Below are 16,726 nucleotides of genomic sequence, written 5' to 3'. Positions count from 1 at the left end.
GGCGAGGATGACGAGAAGCGGGGTGATCTGGACAAGGCGCTGGCGAAGTTCACCGAGGCGCACCGGGTGACGGAGGCTTTGCTGAGACGGGACCCGAATAACTCGGACCGGATATTTGCCCATGCGAAGAGTGAAAACTGGCTGGGGCACCTAGCCTATTGGCGCAAAGATTATGCGGAAGCAGCGTCCCGGACGGTCATGAATAAAAGTCTTATCAAAAAACTGATGCAGAACCCCAACAAGCAGGCCGATTGGGTCCGTCATGCAGGCTATAGTCATGGCAGTGACTGCGCCCGATTGATCACTACTGCGACGGATCCGGAATCTGCCCTGCAGGAATGTTCTCAGGCTCTGGAATATATCGAAGTGCTGTGGACGCTTCTACCAAATGATCGGCAGGTGCTTTCAGATCTGGCCAACCGACATGCATGGCTGGCAGACGCCTATTTTGCCAACAAGCAAATCGGCAAGGGGTTTGCCCATCGCGGCGAACAACTTCGCCTGGTTAATTCCTTGGTCGACGAGGATCCAGATAATCTAAGCTGGCGGGAACAATGGGCAGTGACGCAGCTGAGTTACGCCGAACTGCTGTTTGAGAATAAGAGACAGAATGAGGCCCGTACATATGCTCGGAAATCCTATGGAATCGCCAATCAACTTGTCAGACACGATCCGGATAATGCCCGATATGCGGATTGGAGGAAACGTACCGAAAAATTGATCAACCGAGAGGAGTAAGAAAATGACTAGCGCATCACAGCAGGAACAGGGATCTTCATTCAACCCGGCCCAGATACTTTATCTGGAGGTTAGGGCGAATCTAGAGGCTAAAATATTCTATCATGAGATCCTGCAATCCCCCTACAAATCGGACCCTGATTTCAGAGCAATGATCAAAGAGATAATTAAGAATAACGGTCACCCTGAACAAACGCGAAGGCCAACCTTCATTCAGGACAGTAGCAGGAATTTGACCATAACATCACTTGGATGCAACGGGTCTGATACCGAGGTGATTTTCTATATTCCAAAAGGCATGGCGGATTTCGATCCCCAAAAAGTGCCTTTCACAAAGTTAGACCGATCGATAATGATTAATCCTAGGCTTTTTTTCGTGGAACAGTCTGGTGATCTGGAAGAGATTGATAAATTTTCTGCTAACAACAACGGACCTCACTGTCAGTTGGCTGTTCTCTCTTACAAAGGAACGATCGCAGCTCGGGATCGTGGGAGCAAGCCATACACATATTCCTTCCACCTTGAAGCTGCCAAAGAGCCGTTTTTCCCCGGAAGCGGCGACATAGGCCATCCCGGTGGAAATTATCCATAAGCGCGGGCGGCTAGCTATTTGACCCCCCTCATTCAAATCATCTCCCTCGCGCGCACCGGGAATCCGGCGCGGGCCTGGGCCTTGTTTCATTCTTCGGGCTGGGATGAGCGAGGGGATGATCCGAAAGCGCTGACGCTCAAGGGGCGATTGCTCAAGGATCGGGCGAAGGCCGCTGATGGGGCTGACCGCGCCCGGCTTTATGGTGAAGCGGCTTCTGCTTATGCCGCTGCTGCGGGGTTGGAGCATGACAGCTACCCGCTGATCAACGCCGCTGCGTTGGCGCTGCTTGGCGGCAAGCCGGAACGGGCCCGTTCGCTTGCGCAAGAAACTTTGGCGCTTCTCGACAGCGATCCCGACCAGGGCGAAAATGCTTATTGGCGCGAAGCGACAAGGGCGGAGGCCTTGCTGTTGCTCGGCGATGCAACCGGCGCCCGAGCCGCGCTGACCGCCGGGATCGCGAAACTGCCTTATGCCTGGGAAGACCATGCCGCGACCATCGGCCAGTTCGAGTTGATCCTCGCAGAGCAGGGGAAGGGTGCCGCTTGGCTCGACCGCCACCGTCCGCCATCCAGCCTCTATTTCAGCGGGATCATCGGGCTTGACGAGCATGATCCGGAAATTGCCGAAGATATCGACGCGATCATCGCGCGGGAAAAGCCGGGCTTCGGTTTTGGTGCGCTGGCAGCGGGGGCGGACATATTGATCGCCGAGGCGCTGCACAAATCGGGTGCGGAGCTTCACATCATATTGCCCTATCCGGTTGCCCGCTTCCGCGAATTGTCGGTGGCGCCTTTTGGTGACCACTGGCTCGCCCGTTTTGATGCGCTGATCGATGTGGCGGCCCGGTTGGAGGTGCTGACCGAATTACCCCACGAGGAAGAGCGGTCGATTGGGGTTGCTGTGGAACTGGCTGATCTGGTCGCCATGGGTCAATGCGTCCGTAATGCCGGAGTGCTGAAGAGCCGGCCCAAGGCGCTCACGATCAGCGGGATCGGTGATGCACCGCGCCACCAGAATCTGGTCTGGCCTGATAGTGGTCACGATCAATTTTCCATATCGGTCGCTCGCAAGGCGGAGCATCAATCGATCACTGCACCCTCGGGCGAGGAGGCGAACGAGATTGCCGGGATACTGTGGGTTGATGGTCTTGACAGCGATGGGCTGGCGCAGCTTCCGGAGGTCACTCCCGCGTTTCACTCGGTCAGCGATGCCCGATACAAGATTTCAACCAATATTGCGGAGTTGCTCGCTACCAGTCGATCGCTGCTGCAGCACAACGTAGACCACCGGATCAGTCTGCTGATCGATATCATGGACCGGCAAAGGCCCGCAGCCTCGTTGTTCGAACTGGCCGGTAACATGGCGCGTGCCTCAGGCGGAGGAGCGGTTCTGACCGACTATAAATCTGCGATGATTTTGACGCTTGAACCGGGGGGGCATGCGATCGAGGAAATAGGCGAATTGCAGACCGCTTACGGTCCGGTGCCCTTATGGTCGCTGGCCTAGGCGGGGCGGATCAGACGACCAGTTCTTCGAGCAGGCCGTGCGAGATGATTTCCAGCCGTTCATCGTCGCGCCGGATGATCCCGCGTCGTTCCAGTGCACTGATTGCCCGTGAACCGGTTTCGCGTGTGGTCTGGGCGGATAACGCCAGTGCGGCGATCACCGGCGGCGGTGATATCCGGCCTTCCTCGCCCGCTTCGCGCAGCAATTCGGCATAGACCCGGCCGTTGGCGGTCAGGGTGATCCGCGCCGCCATCCGGTCGAGCACTGCGTTATATTGCCGCCCCAAAATCCGCGACAGACCACTGCCTATTCGCGCGTCTTCCTGCAACAAGGAGGTCATTTTTGCGGTAGAAATCTCGAGAACCGACAGCCGATTCTGCGCAACAACATCGGAAATCACCACGCGTTCGTGCGGGAAAGCCCCGAATAATTCTCCGGGTCCGTGGGACGCGAGCAATTTGGTCTGGCCATCCATGCCGATGATTTGCAGCTGGGCACGGCCTTCGAGCACGATCCACAGCTTGGCCCCGAGATCACCCTGATGGGCTAGAATATCCTTGTGGCCGTAATGCGCCAGCCGGGTTGCCGCGTCGACCTTGGCCGCTTCTTCCGGCGAGCAGGAAAAAAACGAGGCGAGGGTGGCGATGCGGTCGCTGGCTGTCATCATCTCCTCCATGTCAGCCGGTCGCGATAGTCCGCGTTCCCTTGGCAGGCGGCCTTTCCGGAGCGCCGGCAAAGCATTGGGCGATCTCCATCCATTGGCGGGCAGTAGTGCCGACGGTTTCCAATGCGGTGTCGTCAATATTGCGGGTCTGGGTCACCACCTGCGCAAATTCGATCGCGCTTCCTCGGACCATATTATCCTCTTGCGGATCATTCCACTCCCACAGCGCACCGGATGGCGCGGTCAGCTGGACAAAAGGTTTTGGTGCGGGCGGTTCCTGACGGCGGTTGCGGAAGGTCCAGCCATAGGTGGTGATGCCAAGATGGGCGATATTGCGAATGCGGTCGCCATCGGGGCGCTCTTTGCCCAATATGTCGAATATCTCCTGACCATGGGACCATGTTTCCATCTGGCGAGCGATGATTTTCGAGCGCGTGGTCATGTCAGGTCCGGCCCAGGCCACGCGGGCCTCGGGATCGGCTTCGCCATAGGCAGCGGCGAGCTTTGGATAATAGTCGCAATATGCATCGAACAGAGCCTTGCCGCGAATCCCGCCCGCATTTGCGTCCAGCCATTCATATTGCACCTCGACATGGCCTTTGCCGGTTTTGAAGGCGCCCATGATATCACTGAGGAATTGCCTGAAGGCATCCGGATCCTGAAGCGTCATCAGGGCGGCTGCGTTCCAGATATGCAGATGGCCGATGACATCCTCGATCGTCCAGCTCTTGAACTGGGTGACTGTGGCAAACAGGTCTTCACCAGCATTGCCGAGCACGGCGGCGAGCGTATCGCTCTCGTCTTTGAAATCCTGGGCTTCCTGCATCATCGAGATATTCCTTATTGATCGTCCAGCTTATCTGCCAGTGCGGCCGGTATGGCAACCGGATGGGCGAGCAATATCTGGCCATAGCCTTTGCCTTGGGCGTCGTTTCTTATGCTCGCCATACCGCCGCCGCCGAGTATCGTGTCGATCAGGAAATTGATCGCGTGGGAGCCCGGCAGGCTATATTTCTCCACCTTGGCAGCATCGGCGCCGCCTTCGATAAAATGGCCAAAATGTTCGGCCACGGAGGCCGGGGTCAGAGCGGCCCAGATATAGGGTAGATAGGCGGGGTCGCGCGCGATTACGCCAATATTGGCCTTATTGCCTTTGTCACCGGAGCGGGCCCAGGCCAACCGGATCAGCGGTACATTGGTAACGGCATCTTGTCCGTCCGGCGCTTGAGGAGGCTGTGGCCGCTGGATGGCTGTGGGATCAAAAGCCGCACCGTCGGCATCCTGAAACGCGATTGTCTTGCCGTCGACATCGATTTCGACGGGCAGGTTATTTTTCGGCGTGAGATAGGAAAACAGCCGCACGACGGGGGACGGTTTTGCGCGCGCGCCGGAAAAGCCGCTGAGTCCGGGAGGGGTTGCAAGGCCAAGGCCGGTGAGCTCGCGGAGCAATATCCCGATGGCCACCGCTTCGCTATGTTTGGCAGCGATCTTGGCCACCACTTCGCGGGGTTCATGGCTTAGCGCAAAATCACCAAACTGGCTGCCCGCGCCGATGATCTCGACGCTGGTCTCGCTATAGTCACCGAGATTTTGGCCGCGCAGGATATTGTTGGCGCGGACAAGGACATTGTCGCAGAATTTCTGTGCTTTTCTGGCGGCGTCAAAGCCGTAAAAGCTTACCGATGTCCCGCCGCGGAAGCCTTCGCCATAGGTCAGGCAGGTCTTGTAATGATCCGGCGCGGGGTAGCCCTGCGCGGGAGAGACTTGGACCATGTTCGGGCCAGTCTGGACAATCTCGACCTTCGAAAAATCACAGACCACGTCGGGCAGCATATAGGCCTGAGGATCGCCAATTTCGTAGAGCATTTGCTCAGAAACCGTGCCGACGGTCACGCAGCCTGCAGTGCCCTCAGGCTTGGTGACCGTGAACGATCCGTCGGCCGAAACGGTGCCGATCGGATAGCCGATATTGGCGATATCGCCGGCGTCTTCCCAGTCGGTATAATTGCCGCCGGTGGCTTGCGGACCACATTCGAGCAAGTGACCGGCGAGGCTGCCGCTGGCGAGCAGATCATAGTCGGTCGCGGACCAACCGAATTCGTGGATGCAGGCGCCGAGTGTTACGGCGCTGTCGACGCAGCGGCCGGTGATGACGATATCGGCACCCTCTGCCAGCGCCCGCGCAATCGGGAACGCTCCCAGATAGGCGTTGATGCTGGCGATTTTGCTTTTATCCGGGAAGGCCGCGCCGGTGAACATTTCGGTTGGCGCATCGGCTGCGATAGCGTCCAGATCGGCCAGCAAATTGTCGCCGGTGATCACGGCAACTTTCAGATCCAGTCCTTGCTCCTTGATCAGAGCGCGGGCCGCTTCGCCGCAAGCGGCTGGGTTGACCCCGCCTGCGTTGGCAATCACCTTCACCCCCTGTGCGGCAATGGCTTTGGCATGCGGTTTCAGGACCGCGCTGATGAAATCGCCGGCAAAGCCAGCTGCAGGATCCTTGGCATGAGCCCTCGCCATGATCGACATGGTTATCTCGGCGAGATAATCATAGACCAGATAATCGACGCCCGCACCGAGCAGCTGCGGAGTGGCCATGGCGCTTTCGCCCCAAAAACCACTCGCACCGCCAATGCGTATTATTCTGTCCGGCATTTGTTTCAATCCATACGGTGCAAAGCGCAGAGCTTGTTGCCATCAGGATCGCGCAAATAAGCGAGATAGAGCTTCATGCCCGGATTATCGCGAACTCCTGGGGGGTCTTCGATCGCAGTGCCGCCAGCTTCCACACCAGCTTTGTGCCAGGCATCGGCCTGAGCAGGGTTTTCCATGGCAAAGCCAATGGTCATGCCGTTACCACAGCTCGCCTTTTCGCCGTTGATTGGCGGTGTGACGAGGAAAATGCTGTCATTATGCAGATACATCAAACGACCCTTCGGATCGACGATGGCCTCTTTGCCACCGATGCTCTGGAACAAGGCATCATAGAATTTCTTAGAGCGGTCCATATCGTCCGACCCGACCATCATGTGACTAAACATATCATTCTCCTTTGTTTCATTCTCGATAAACCGCAATAAACCTGCGCTTTCGACTTTGTCAGCCGTTTCATGGCCGTTGTAGCTTTATTCCGGGCCAGACTTTTGGGTGAGCATCGGCCTGAAGGCAATCTTGCTCTTGTTCTAGCCGGTTCGCATCTTTAAGCGAGTGATTAATTTATTCAAGAGGAGCGGTAAGCGAATATGGAAATCAGAGACAAAATCATCGTCATCACCGGCGGCGCCAGCGGTATCGGCGCGGCAATGGCCCGGCGGTTTGCAGCGGAAGGCGCAAAGAAAGTCGTCTGCGCGGATCGTGACCTGGCTGGTGCGCAGGCGGTCGCCGATGAAATTGGCGGCGTGGCGATCAAAACCGACGTGTCTCTGGCCGAAGATATCAGTCAGCTGATTGAAACCGTCGAATCCGATATCGGGCCGATTGACCTGTTCGTCTCCAACGCCGGGGTGATCGTCGGTGGCGGTGTCGAAGTGGGCGATGCGGACTGGCAGAATATCTGGGACATCAATGTTCTGGCCCACATCCGGGTCGCCCGGATACTGGTCCCCAAAATGCTCGAACGCGGGGGCGGGTATTTGCTTAACACCGCATCGGCCGCCGGCCTGTTGGCGCAAATCGGATCAGCGCCATATTCCGTCACCAAACATGCAGCGGTGAGTTTCGCCGAATGGCTCAAAATCACCCATGGCGCCGAAGGATTGAAAGTCTCGGTATTATGCCCGCAAGGCGTCGATACGCCGATGATCGCAGGTGCCGATACATCGACCGTGGCCAAGGACGGGATCGTCAGCGCAGAGCATGTTGCAGATATCTGCGTGGCGGCGATCGACGACGAGCGCTTCCTGATCCTGCCGCACCCGAAAGTGGGCGATTATGTCAAGCAGAAGGGCGCGGACCCCGAACGCTGGCTCGCCGGGATGCAGCGCTGGCAGGCGATGTTGACCGAACAGACTTCCTGATTTTTGCGGGATAAAGCTATTGGTCTCGGCTCCGGTTTTCGGGGCAGGGGCCGATAGCAATGGGCGCAGGGTGTGGTTTCAGGCGAAGGTTCGTTCGATGAACCAGTAGGTCGCGATGATCCCGATGCCGTAGGCGGTGACTGATTTGGCGGGCTGTAACCAGCGATCCCGATATTGACGCAGCGCATATAATGCCGCCAGCGCAACTGCGACGATCACCAGCTGTCCGATTTCCACGCCGAGATTGAATGTCAGCAAGGCCAATGGAACGTCGCCTTCCGGCAAGCCGATTTCCGCGAGTGCACCGGCAAAGCCGAAGCCGTGGAGCAGGCCGAACAGAAAGGCCACGATCCACGGGAAGCGTTCTGAGAGACGGAGATCGCCAGGCTTTGCCTTGACGATCTCGACCGCCAGAAAAACGATCGACAGCGCGATCACCGATTCAACCGGCCGGGAGGGCAGCGACAGCAGGCCGAGCGTTGTTCCAACCAACGTGAGGCTATGCGCGATGGTGAAGGCGGTGACGGTCTTGGCAATCAGCCAACCGCCTTTTAACAGCAGGACCAGCGCCAGTACGAACAGCAGATGATCGAAGCCCATCAAAATATGCTCGATACCAAGAATTGCATAGGTCGCGGCGACATTGGAGATTACCGAAGGCTTGGCCAGGATGGCGGCCGGCTGGTCCGGGGTTAGGCGAAGGGTCTGCATGGCCTCGTCCATCGGAGCAACGCGGACCAGCGCGTCCGTAGATGACAGTTCGAGGCCCTTGAGACCGATTGTCTGTCCCTGAACCGATCCAGCGCAGCGCAGCGAAAGGCGGGTAAGAATATTGCTGGCGGCAAATTCGCGCTGGCTTTTCCCTTCAATCTCGCAATTGTCCGGGATGATGATTTCACCACTCTGTCCCAGGCGCGAATTGGCCGAAGCCTTCCACAGCAGCGACCATTGGCCCGGCGATTGTTCGGTCATTTCGATATAGGCCGGGCGCAATTCATCGGCCCGGGCGCTGGTCGGACACAGAGCCAGCGCCAAACAAGCCCACAGGATGGCGTGCCAGCGGTTCATGGCCGGCCAAAAACCGTGATTTCATATTGCTCCCGATAACGGGCAAGTGCTTTTTCTTTCTGTTCGGTCTGCTGCGCCGCACGCCACTCGTTGACGACCCGCTGGCGGACGTCGCCCAGAGCAGCAGGTTTGCCCGGTGCTTTTGCGGTGATCTTGACCGCGTGTACACCAAAGCCCGAAGTGACAGGACCGCTCCAGACACCGGTCTCCAGCCCCTCCAATTGTCCGGCGAACTTGTCGCCAAACTGCCGCCCAATATCTGTGATGCTGGCCCGTTCAAGAGTGCTGGGCAGGGAAATGGACCGGGAGAAGGCGGTGGATTTGGCACCTCCATTCAGTTCATTGATCCGCTCGCCAGCTTCCGTCGCGCTGATCTGGCCCAGATAGATTTGTTCGAAATCATACAGCGCCGACAGGGCGTATTTTGCAGGATCCTTGTCCATCAATTGCTGGAGAATGGCGTCGGTCGGTGCGACATTATCCGTGTCTTCGCCGTCCACGAAGCGCATTTTAGTGTACAGCCTGCGCCGGATGACCGGATCATTCTTGTCCAGCCCCAGCCGAAGGGCTTCGCGATAATATATTTCTTCGGCGATCTCCTGATCGATCAGCCCGTCGAGTTCCTGCTGTGTTGGCGCACGGCGGAAATTCTGTATCCAGTCCGTCTCAAGCCGGGCGAGGTCGGATTCATCGATGCTGATCACATAATCGGAGGGATCGCGACCGGTGCCAGTGGCCCAGAAAAAAGCAAAGACGAGCAGCGCGCCGCCGAGAAAATGGAACAGCGGTTCTCTAATAAATTTACGCAACATATATCGTGCAATCCATTATGTCCGGCCGCAACCAGTCGATCGAAGAATGACCGGCTGCGGGTGAACTGTGGAGCCGGCCCTAAACCGTCGGCGTATACCAGATCGGCGAGCTATAGGCGCGTTCCTGCTGAATCTTGATCACGTCGGCGGGCAGGGTGAGGCTGAACTTCAGCGCGTCATAGACCGGCCATGTCGGCGTTGGAATTTCCAGAACGCGCACATAATAAAATGCGTTCTGGCCGGCGTCGAAATCCGGATCCTGCCAGAAGGTGACGAGTTCCGGTGCGCCGGTGGCATTGTCCCAGGTGCCCTTGGTCAGATCCACCGTATTGGGCACAGGGCTCAACTTTCCGTCTGCACCGAGCTTACGACTATCGGCATCGCTCCAGCTGACATTGTAGATTTTTTCCTGACTTTGGCCGGTTGCATCGACCCAGCCCTTGATCACCTGGACTCGATCAAGGCTAGCGCTTTCCGGATCCATCAGCGCGCTGATCAGGAATTTCGGTGCTTCGCCGTCACTGCCGCTCAAATCTCCGCCCATCGGAACGCCCTTGGCATAGCCGGTCTTGACCAGATTTGCTGTGTCGTCGGCGGTAAAATCAAATCCGCCAAAGAAGCGGACCTGCATCCGCGGACCGGTTGTCGCATAGACTTCGCGGCGCATCATCGCGTCGAATATGGCCTCGCGCGTGTTGCTGGTCGCCCAGACCGCAGCATAGCCACTCGACAGATAATGCCAGCCGAACCGGCCTTCGCGAGTGCCAAGATTTTGCGGTTCGAGCCCGCGATTCTTGTTGTTCGCTTCATTGCCGCTGTGCTTGCCGAAGAAATTATTCTCGTCCGCTGTGGCTAGCGAGGTATGGCTGTCGGTCGAACCAATCATACCGAATTTGAAGGGATTGGCACCGACAGAAAGGGTCAGTTCCAGACCGCGCTTCAGTGCTTCGCGAACGTAGCTGCCACCATAGCTTTCAGGCGGCATTTCCTTGGTGCAGCTCAAATTGCATTTGTCCCAGCCGGCTACACCGAAATCTGCGAATTCATCATTTGGCGAGAGAAAGGGATGGGCTTCGCTATCACCCTTGATCTGGGTTACTTCGACAATCGGTTCGCGCAGCGCACGGGTCTTTACATAGGCCGCGTCAATCGGGCTGCCGTCAAATTTGTTCATCGCGAACATCCGGCCGTTGGAGACATTGCTGTTGTGCGGAATGGCCAGAACCTTGCCGCCAGTTTTTTTCTCATAGGCAGCCATGTAGGCCCAGAGCTTATCCGGGTCCTGCAAGCCCAGAGCACCATAAGGCAAGGTATCCCCCATTTTTTTCGGACCGTCGCGGAACATCACAACCCGATGTAGATTATCGCCATCCGGCATTGACGTATATTCAAAGCCCATGAAGGCTGTGAATTTTCCGGGCTCATTATACTGGTCCACGGTTTCGCCATGTTTTTCCCAGAGGTCCGCTGTGCGTTCTCTTGATTCTTCCGGATCGGTCAGAGACGAAGGCAATGTGCCCTTGGCTGCGCCATCGATGAGTTCTGCCGTTACCCGTAAGGACCCCTCGTCGCTCTCGTTCATCATATCGTGCCAGCGGAGCAGGAATTTGTTGGTGAGTAGTGCGATGCGCGGGGCTTCCATGATCGCCTTGGTGGCGCCCATAGCGTCGCTGTGGTCGGCGATCACCAGAAAATCGAGCGGCCGGGACAATTTTGCTTTGGCGCCTTTGGTTGCCGTGACTTCTTCGCCGCGGGCAAATCTGAGGGCTGCTTCGGCGTTCAGCCTGTTGCCAAAACCAAAAGCGTCGATGCTATTGTCAGTGTGGAGATGGGTATCACCCCAGAATACCTGCTCGGGATATTCGGTGTTGGCTACCTTTGCGCCGTCGCTGTCGTCGCTATCGATTTTCGAACAGCCCGAAAAAGCCAGAGCAGCCGTACAGGCCGCCAACATCAGTGATTTGCGCATCTTGAATCTCCCAATCCTTATTTACCGAAACTATCCCTCCTCGGGCTCGGGTGCAAGGGGCAGGCCAATAGCCCCGCTCGTCGTAGCGTCAGTCCGGCCGGGGATGTAAATAATTGGTGTCTCGGTGGCAAATTAGTCAATTTGTGCAATTCGAAAAGGAGTGATAGGACCACGGAAATTCATATCGAAGAAGGAATATTTTGGATGAGATATTTGTTGCTGACCGCTGTTTCCGCTTTGGCCCTGAGCGGCGTCGTCATCGCGCCTGCCGGCTTCGCGCAGACCGGCGAAGTTGCTACCCAGGCGAAGCAAGACGTCGATGCCGAGCTGTCTACGTTTTTCAAAGATTATGATGATCAGCAACTGGCGCATTCTCCGACTTCCAAATCCTATCGCGGCATCCGGGACGCTGATTATGGCAAATGGGATGACCCCAGCGAAGCGGCTGAAGTCGAGCAATATAAACTCGGTCAGGCCGCGCTTGCAGATATGGAAGCGCAATTTGGTGACGCCCAACTGAGCGAAGCCAGCCAGTTAAGCTATCGCCTGTTCCAGGCACAAGCGAAGCGATCCGCCAGCGCTTTCCCGTTCCGCCGCAACAGTTATATATTCGACCAGATGAACGGCGCGCAGAGCCAGATACCTGCGTTTCTGATCAACATTCACCGGGTGGCCAATAAAGCCGATGCAGAGGCCTATGTCAGCCGTCTTGGCGGAGCAGGTCCGTTGATCGAGTCTCTCGTGGTCCAGTCCGCTGAACGGGCGAAGGACGGCATCATCGTGCCCGACTGGGTATTCCCCTATGTCATCGCCGATGCCAAAAATGTGATCAGCGGCGCGCCATTTGGCGAAGGGGAAGATTCGCCGATCTTTGCAGATCTAAAAAAGAAGGTTGCTGCGCTGGATATCTCCGAAGCGGAGAAAAACGATCTGGTAACCCGCGGCGAAGCGGCGTTGAACAACAGCCTGAAGCCGGCTTATGAAAAACTGATCGCCGAAATGGAACGCCAGCAGGCAACGGCGGTCGATGGCGACGGTATCTGGCGGCTGAAGGATGGCGCGGCTTATTATGCCGAGCGTTTGAACAACTATACGACCACGAATCTGACAGCCGACGAAATTCACCAGATCGGTCTCGACAATGTCGAGCGCATTCACGGGCTGATGCGCAAAATCATGACCGATGTCGGTTTTGAAGGCAATTTGCAGGACTTCTTCCAGCATCTGCGGACCAGCGACGAATTTTATTATGACACGCGCGAAGCCTATCTGGCGGATGTCGATCTCAAGCTGGCGGCGATGGAAGCGAAGCTGCCCGAATTTTTCAATACATTCCCCAAGGCTTCGCTGGTGATCAAACCGGTAGAGGCGTTTCGCGAGAAATCGGCGGGCAAAGCCTTTTACAATGGTCCGGCCCCTGATGGTTCACGTCCCGGCACCTACTACGTCAATCTCTACAATCTGCGCAGCATGTCGAAGATTGAACTGGAGGCTTTAGCCTTCCACGAAGGATTGCCGGGTCACCATTTGCAGCGGACGATCCAGACTGAGCTTGGCGATGTGCCGCCATTCCGGCGCTTTGGTGGATGGACCGCCTATACCGAAGGCTGGGGCCTCTATTCCGAAGAACTCGGCAAGGACATGGGCTTTTATGAAGATCCCTACAGCGACTTTGGCCGCCTCGGCATGGAATTGTGGCGGGCCTGCCGGCTGGTTGTCGACACCGGTATTCACCACAAGCGCTGGAGCCGCGAAGAAGCGATTGATTATCTGACACTCAATACCCCCAATCCCGAAGATGACATCCGCAAGGCAATCGAGCGTTATGTTGTCTATCCCGGGCAGGCGACCGCATATATGATCGGAAAGTTGAAAATACTCGAGCTGCGGTCACGGGCGCAGCAGGCATTGGGCGACAAATTCACAATGGGTGAATTCCATGACGTGGTTCTGAAGAGCGGTCCGGTGCCGCTCGACATCATGGAAGAGCGGGTAGACGCCTGGATTGCTTCGAGCAGCTGAATATAAGCGACAATCCACCGCGATGGCCTGAAAAGTCAAACGCTGGCGTCGAATCCGTCGTTTTTATCCAATTCATCTGTGCGGTGGCGGGTGCATAGGCGTTGTGCGACCCGAAGGGCTCTCGCCATCGTTATTCGATGGTTTACGAGTTCTTTTCCTTATCGGCCTGACTATTAATTTAGTCGGGCCTTTTTTTTCCTTTGTTTTCCGACCATAAAGGAGCATCGATATATTATCTGAACCTGGGGAGGGACAGATCAAGGGGTCCTAATTTGGTTAGTCTGAGATATTTTGCGCCTGCCGAAGATGTCCGGGATCTGGTTTCGGTCTATTATCTGTTCGAGGTGGACCAGCCACGTTTTGCCGATAACGAGCGAGCCGCAATAGCACAATTAAGGTTTCTGCTCGAAGGGAGCGCGGTCATCGGCTTTGCCAATGGCAGCAGTTTCCCCGCCAAGGATGTGATGCTCCAGGGGCCTTCGACAGGATCAATGCACTTTGATGTTACCGGTCCATTCCGGATGTTCGGTGTTGGCATATTGCCCGCTGGCTGGGCCATTTCCACGAAGAAATCGGCTGCAGACTATACCGACCGGGCGGTGAACGCCGCCGATGTTTTTACCCACGAAATCGACAAAAATCTCGAATATCTGCGCGGTTGCAAGACCCCGGAAGAGATGGTGGCCTGGGCGGACAAGATCTACCGGGCGCTGAAATCGCGCCTGAAACCGGAAACCGCCGCGTTCACCAAGATGATAGATGAGTGGCTGTCTTCAGAACCCTCACCACCGGTCAGTCGCCTGATGGAACGATCGACGCAAAGCTCGCGGCAGGTGCTGCGGACCGTGAACAAGCTATATGGCATGCCGCCCAAATATCTGGCGCGCAAATATCGCGCCTTGCGGGCAGCCCGGGCCTACGCCGAAGACAATCAGGAAGAATTGCTCGAGCTGGTCGACGCATTTTACGATCAATCGCATATGATTCGCGAAGTGAAGTTTTTCGCCGGTGTCACCCCGACTCAGTTGCGGGTGGGTGAGGGCGAAACTGCCCGGTTGATTGATCAGCGCAGCAGCCTCAAGGGTAAGATAGCGCCGTTGATTTCGGACACCTGACTGGAAGACTTGGAAGCATGTTTGCGGCTCGCCGGATTGGCTGATATCGCTCCTGTCACTCTTCAAAAAAACGCCGCACTTCTTGCAATGTTGGATAAATGAGACTAAATCAGTCTTGTTTAGATTTTAACCCCCAATGATTCGAGAAAAATGCGTCTTTCCAACCTTGCCGACTATGCCGTTGTCCTGATGTCCGCCGCCGCGCGCCATTGTGGTGCTGCGCTGCTCGCGGAAGGAAAGCTCAACGCGACCAAACTCTCGCAGGAAACCGGCGTCCCGCTGCCAACGGCAAAAAAGTTGGTCAGCCGCCTGACAGCCGCTGGGCTGTTCGAATCGACGCGCGGTATTGGCGGCGGCATCCGTCTCGCCCGGCCTCCGTCATCGATCAGCCTCGCTGATATTGTCGAAGCGGTCGAAGGCCCACTGGCGATTACCAGCTGTACTATCGACGGCAATCATGATTGCCTGCTGGAAACCGGCTGCACCGTGAAACCCCATTGGGGCGTTGTGAACCGCACAATCCGCAAGGCGCTGGACGATGTCAGTCTGGCGAGCCTGTCGAATCTGCCTTCAACAAATATGGATCACCGTTCGTCTCGCACGAAGTCGAGAGACGGTGATAGCGGGCGAAGTGTCTCGACTTCGCTCGACATGAACGGGATAATGCTATGAGTGATTCAGTAAAAACTGCCGAATATGATGCAGAGCGCAAGGAAATGAATGCCGAGGCGCAGGAAGCGGCCGACAAGGCGAGCACCTACGAATTCGGCTGGTCTTCCGATATCGAGCAGGATTTTGCGCCCAAGGGCCTGACCGAAGACACGGTGCGTTTCATCTCCGACAAGAAGGGTGAACCCGAGTGGATGCTCGACTGGCGTCTCAAGGCCTTCCGGATGTGGGAAAAGATGGAATCGCCCGACTGGGCCAAGCTCGACATTCCGATGATCGACTATCAGGACGCTTATTATTATGCTGAGCCAAAGCCCAAGGAAAAGCTGGGTTCGCTCGACGAGGTCGATCCTGAAATCCTGCGGGTCTATGAAAAGCTCGGTATCCCGATCGAGGAGCAGAAGGTTCTCGCGGGCGTAGAAGGCGCGCGCAAGGTCGCCGTGGATGCGGTGTTTGACAGCGTGTCGGTTGCGACCACCTTCCGCAAGGAACTTGAAGATGCGGGCGTGATTTTCCGTTCCATTTCGGAAGCAATCAAGCAATATCCTGACCTAGTCCGGAAATATCTGGGCAAAGTCGTACCGATGCGCGACAATTATTTCGCCACGCTCAACTGCGCCGTGTTCAGCGACGGGACCTTTGTCTATATCCCGAAGGGCGTCAAATGCCCGATGGAGCTCAGCACCTATTTCCGGATCAATGCGGAGAATACCGGTCAGTTCGAGCGCACGCTGATCATCGCCGAAGAGGGCAGCTACGTCTCCTATCTCGAAGGCTGCACCGCGCCGATGCGCGACGAGAACCAGCTCCACGCCGCCGTGGTCGAACTGGTTGCGTTGGACGACGCGGAAATCAAATATTCGACCGTGCAAAACTGGTATCCCGGCGATGAAAATGGCAAGGGCGGCATTTATAATTTCGTCACCAAGCGCGGCCTCTGCCAGGGCAAGAACAGCAAGATCAGCTGGACCCAGGTCGAGACCGGCAGCGCGGTGACCTGGAAATATCCAAGCTGCGTCCTGAACGGCGAGAATAGCGTCGGCGAATTCTACTCGGTCGCGCTGACCAACAATTACCAGCAGGCCGATACCGGCACGAAGATGATTCATAACGGCAAGAACACCCGTTCGACGATTATCTCGAAGGGGATCAGCGCCGGCCATAGCAACAACACTTATCGCGGTCTGGTGCGGGTGGGGCCGAACGCGGAGAATGTCCGCAATTTCACCCAGTGCGATTCATTGCTACTCGGCGACCAGAGCGGCGCCCATACCGTGCCCTATATCGAGGTCAAGAATCCGACCGCAACGATCGAGCATGAAGCGACGACCAGCAAGATCAGCGACGACCAGATGTTCTACGCTCAGCAACGCGGCCTCGACGGCGAAGCGGCGGTGAGCCTGATCGTGAATGGTTTTGCCAAGGAAGTGATGAAACAGCTGCCGATGGAATTTGCGGTCGAAGCGCAGAAATTGCTGGCGATTTCGCTGGAAGGATCGGTCGGATGATACGCGGCGATCTCCGGCCTTGCACCCGTTCAGGGCACAACCATAAA

Annotated in this window: 14 protein-coding genes and 1 pseudogene; 8 read left to right on the top strand and 7 right to left on the bottom strand. The window is 56.6% G+C overall.

All coding sequences use genetic code 11. From position 1 onward, the window contains the following. The 3 genes and pseudogenes from V7680_RS06495 to V7680_RS06485 form a co-directional block, all read left to right on the top strand. Positions 1 to 738: pseudogene (locus V7680_RS06495) on the top strand (hypothetical protein); the annotation flags it as partial. A gap of 4 nt (positions 739 to 742) precedes the next feature. Next, positions 743 to 1,330 (top strand): hypothetical protein, encoded by a 588-nt coding sequence (locus tag V7680_RS06490; RefSeq protein ID WP_335652474.1) that lies wholly within the window; start codon positions 743 to 745, stop codon positions 1,328 to 1,330. Positions 1,331 to 1,348: 18 nt separating this feature from the next. Beyond that, a complete protein-coding gene (locus tag V7680_RS06485; protein ID WP_335652473.1) occupies positions 1,349 to 2,836 on the top strand; it encodes a tetratricopeptide repeat-containing protein in 1,488 nt (495 codons plus the stop codon). 10 nt (positions 2,837 to 2,846) lie between these two features. On the opposite strand, the gene V7680_RS06480 is transcribed toward V7680_RS06485, so the two are convergent. From V7680_RS06480 to V7680_RS06465, 4 genes are read right to left on the bottom strand one after another with little or no spacing between them, the layout of a single operon-like run. Beyond that, complete coding sequence (locus V7680_RS06480; protein ID WP_335652472.1) at positions 2,847 to 3,503, bottom strand: Crp/Fnr family transcriptional regulator; 657 nt, start codon at positions 3,501 to 3,503, stop codon at positions 2,847 to 2,849. Between the two features lie 10 nt (positions 3,504 to 3,513). After that, on the bottom strand, positions 3,514 to 4,329 hold the full coding sequence (locus V7680_RS06475) for a TIGR03084 family metal-binding protein (RefSeq protein WP_335652471.1): 816 nt from the start codon (positions 4,327 to 4,329) through the stop codon (positions 3,514 to 3,516). An 11-nt stretch (positions 4,330 to 4,340) separates the two neighbouring features. Beyond that, positions 4,341 to 6,155: an acyclic terpene utilization AtuA family protein gene (locus V7680_RS06470; RefSeq protein WP_335652470.1), complete on the bottom strand. Its 1,815-nt coding sequence runs from the start codon at positions 6,153 to 6,155 to the stop codon at positions 4,341 to 4,343. A 5-nt stretch (positions 6,156 to 6,160) separates the two neighbouring features. Continuing rightward, the gene (locus V7680_RS06465; protein WP_335652469.1) at positions 6,161 to 6,541 is read right to left on the bottom strand and encodes a VOC family protein; all 381 of its coding nucleotides are present in this window, start codon (positions 6,539 to 6,541) and stop codon (positions 6,161 to 6,163) included. A 201-nt stretch (positions 6,542 to 6,742) separates the two neighbouring features. Between V7680_RS06465 and V7680_RS06460 the strand changes: the two genes are divergently transcribed. Further along, positions 6,743 to 7,516, top strand: coding sequence for an SDR family oxidoreductase (locus V7680_RS06460; protein WP_335652468.1), 774 nt, complete (start codon positions 6,743 to 6,745; stop codon positions 7,514 to 7,516). 78 nt (positions 7,517 to 7,594) lie between these two features. Here the strand turns inward: V7680_RS06460 and V7680_RS06455 are convergent, their stop codons facing one another. The 3 genes from V7680_RS06455 to V7680_RS06445 form a co-directional block, all read right to left on the bottom strand. Next, positions 7,595 to 8,584, bottom strand: coding sequence for a HupE/UreJ family protein (locus V7680_RS06455; protein WP_335652467.1), 990 nt, complete (start codon positions 8,582 to 8,584; stop codon positions 7,595 to 7,597). Then, positions 8,581 to 9,396, bottom strand: a complete 816-nt coding sequence (locus V7680_RS06450) for a peptidylprolyl isomerase (protein WP_335652466.1) — start codon at positions 9,394 to 9,396, stop codon at positions 8,581 to 8,583. Before V7680_RS06450 ends, V7680_RS06455 begins: the two co-directional genes overlap by 4 nt. A gap of 79 nt (positions 9,397 to 9,475) precedes the next feature. Continuing rightward, positions 9,476 to 11,365, bottom strand: coding sequence for a DUF3604 domain-containing protein (locus V7680_RS06445; RefSeq protein ID WP_335652465.1), 1,890 nt, complete (start codon positions 11,363 to 11,365; stop codon positions 9,476 to 9,478). 204 nt (positions 11,366 to 11,569) lie between these two features. On the opposite strand from V7680_RS06445, the gene V7680_RS06440 reads away from it, so the two are divergent. From V7680_RS06440 to sufB, 4 genes are all read left to right on the top strand, one after another. Further along, the gene (locus tag V7680_RS06440) at positions 11,570 to 13,387 is read left to right on the top strand and encodes a DUF885 domain-containing protein (RefSeq protein WP_335652464.1); all 1,818 of its coding nucleotides are present in this window, start codon (positions 11,570 to 11,572) and stop codon (positions 13,385 to 13,387) included. A 272-nt stretch (positions 13,388 to 13,659) separates the two neighbouring features. Beyond that, positions 13,660 to 14,502 (top strand): DUF6597 domain-containing transcriptional factor, encoded by an 843-nt coding sequence (locus V7680_RS06435; protein ID WP_335652463.1) that lies wholly within the window; start codon positions 13,660 to 13,662, stop codon positions 14,500 to 14,502. 150 nt (positions 14,503 to 14,652) lie between these two features. Next, positions 14,653 to 15,174 carry an SUF system Fe-S cluster assembly regulator gene (locus tag V7680_RS06430; protein WP_335652462.1) on the top strand — a complete coding sequence of 174 codons (522 nt, stop codon included), beginning with the start codon at positions 14,653 to 14,655 and terminating at the stop codon, positions 15,172 to 15,174. Between the two features lie 44 nt (positions 15,175 to 15,218). Then, positions 15,219 to 16,679, top strand: coding sequence for a Fe-S cluster assembly protein SufB (gene sufB / locus V7680_RS06425; RefSeq protein ID WP_335652476.1), 1,461 nt, complete (start codon positions 15,219 to 15,221; stop codon positions 16,677 to 16,679). Positions 16,680 to 16,726 lie beyond the last annotated feature (47 nt).

The organism is Parasphingorhabdus sp., assembly GCF_036963705.1.
GTDB lineage: Bacteria > Pseudomonadota > Alphaproteobacteria > Sphingomonadales > Sphingomonadaceae > Parasphingorhabdus.
This window is presented reverse-complemented; position numbering and strand designations above follow the sequence as displayed.

What these genes read in the sequence shown, in the direction of transcription:
- V7680_RS06460 (WP_335652468.1), top strand. Translation starts at nt 6,743, where the DNA reads ATGGAAATCAGAGACAAAATCATCGTCATCACCGGCGGCGCCAGCGGT.
- V7680_RS06465 (WP_335652469.1), bottom strand. Translation starts at nt 6,541, where the DNA reads ATGTTTAGTCACATGATGGTCGGGTCGGACGATATGGACCGCTCTAAG.
- V7680_RS06430 (WP_335652462.1), top strand. Translation starts at nt 14,653, where the DNA reads ATGCGTCTTTCCAACCTTGCCGACTATGCCGTTGTCCTGATGTCCGCC.
- V7680_RS06470 (WP_335652470.1), bottom strand. Translation starts at nt 6,155, where the DNA reads ATGCCGGACAGAATAATACGCATTGGCGGTGCGAGTGGTTTTTGGGGC.
- V7680_RS06475 (WP_335652471.1), bottom strand. Translation starts at nt 4,329, where the DNA reads ATGATGCAGGAAGCCCAGGATTTCAAAGACGAGAGCGATACGCTCGCC.
- V7680_RS06490 (WP_335652474.1), top strand. Translation starts at nt 743, where the DNA reads ATGACTAGCGCATCACAGCAGGAACAGGGATCTTCATTCAACCCGGCC.
- V7680_RS06455 (WP_335652467.1), bottom strand. Translation starts at nt 8,584, where the DNA reads ATGAACCGCTGGCACGCCATCCTGTGGGCTTGTTTGGCGCTGGCTCTG.
- V7680_RS06445 (WP_335652465.1), bottom strand. Translation starts at nt 11,365, where the DNA reads ATGCGCAAATCACTGATGTTGGCGGCCTGTACGGCTGCTCTGGCTTTT.
- sufB (WP_335652476.1), top strand. Translation starts at nt 15,219, where the DNA reads ATGAATGCCGAGGCGCAGGAAGCGGCCGACAAGGCGAGCACCTACGAA.
- V7680_RS06480 (WP_335652472.1), bottom strand. Translation starts at nt 3,503, where the DNA reads ATGATGACAGCCAGCGACCGCATCGCCACCCTCGCCTCGTTTTTTTCC.
- V7680_RS06440 (WP_335652464.1), top strand. Translation starts at nt 11,570, where the DNA reads ATGAGATATTTGTTGCTGACCGCTGTTTCCGCTTTGGCCCTGAGCGGC.
- V7680_RS06450 (WP_335652466.1), bottom strand. Translation starts at nt 9,396, where the DNA reads ATGTTGCGTAAATTTATTAGAGAACCGCTGTTCCATTTTCTCGGCGGC.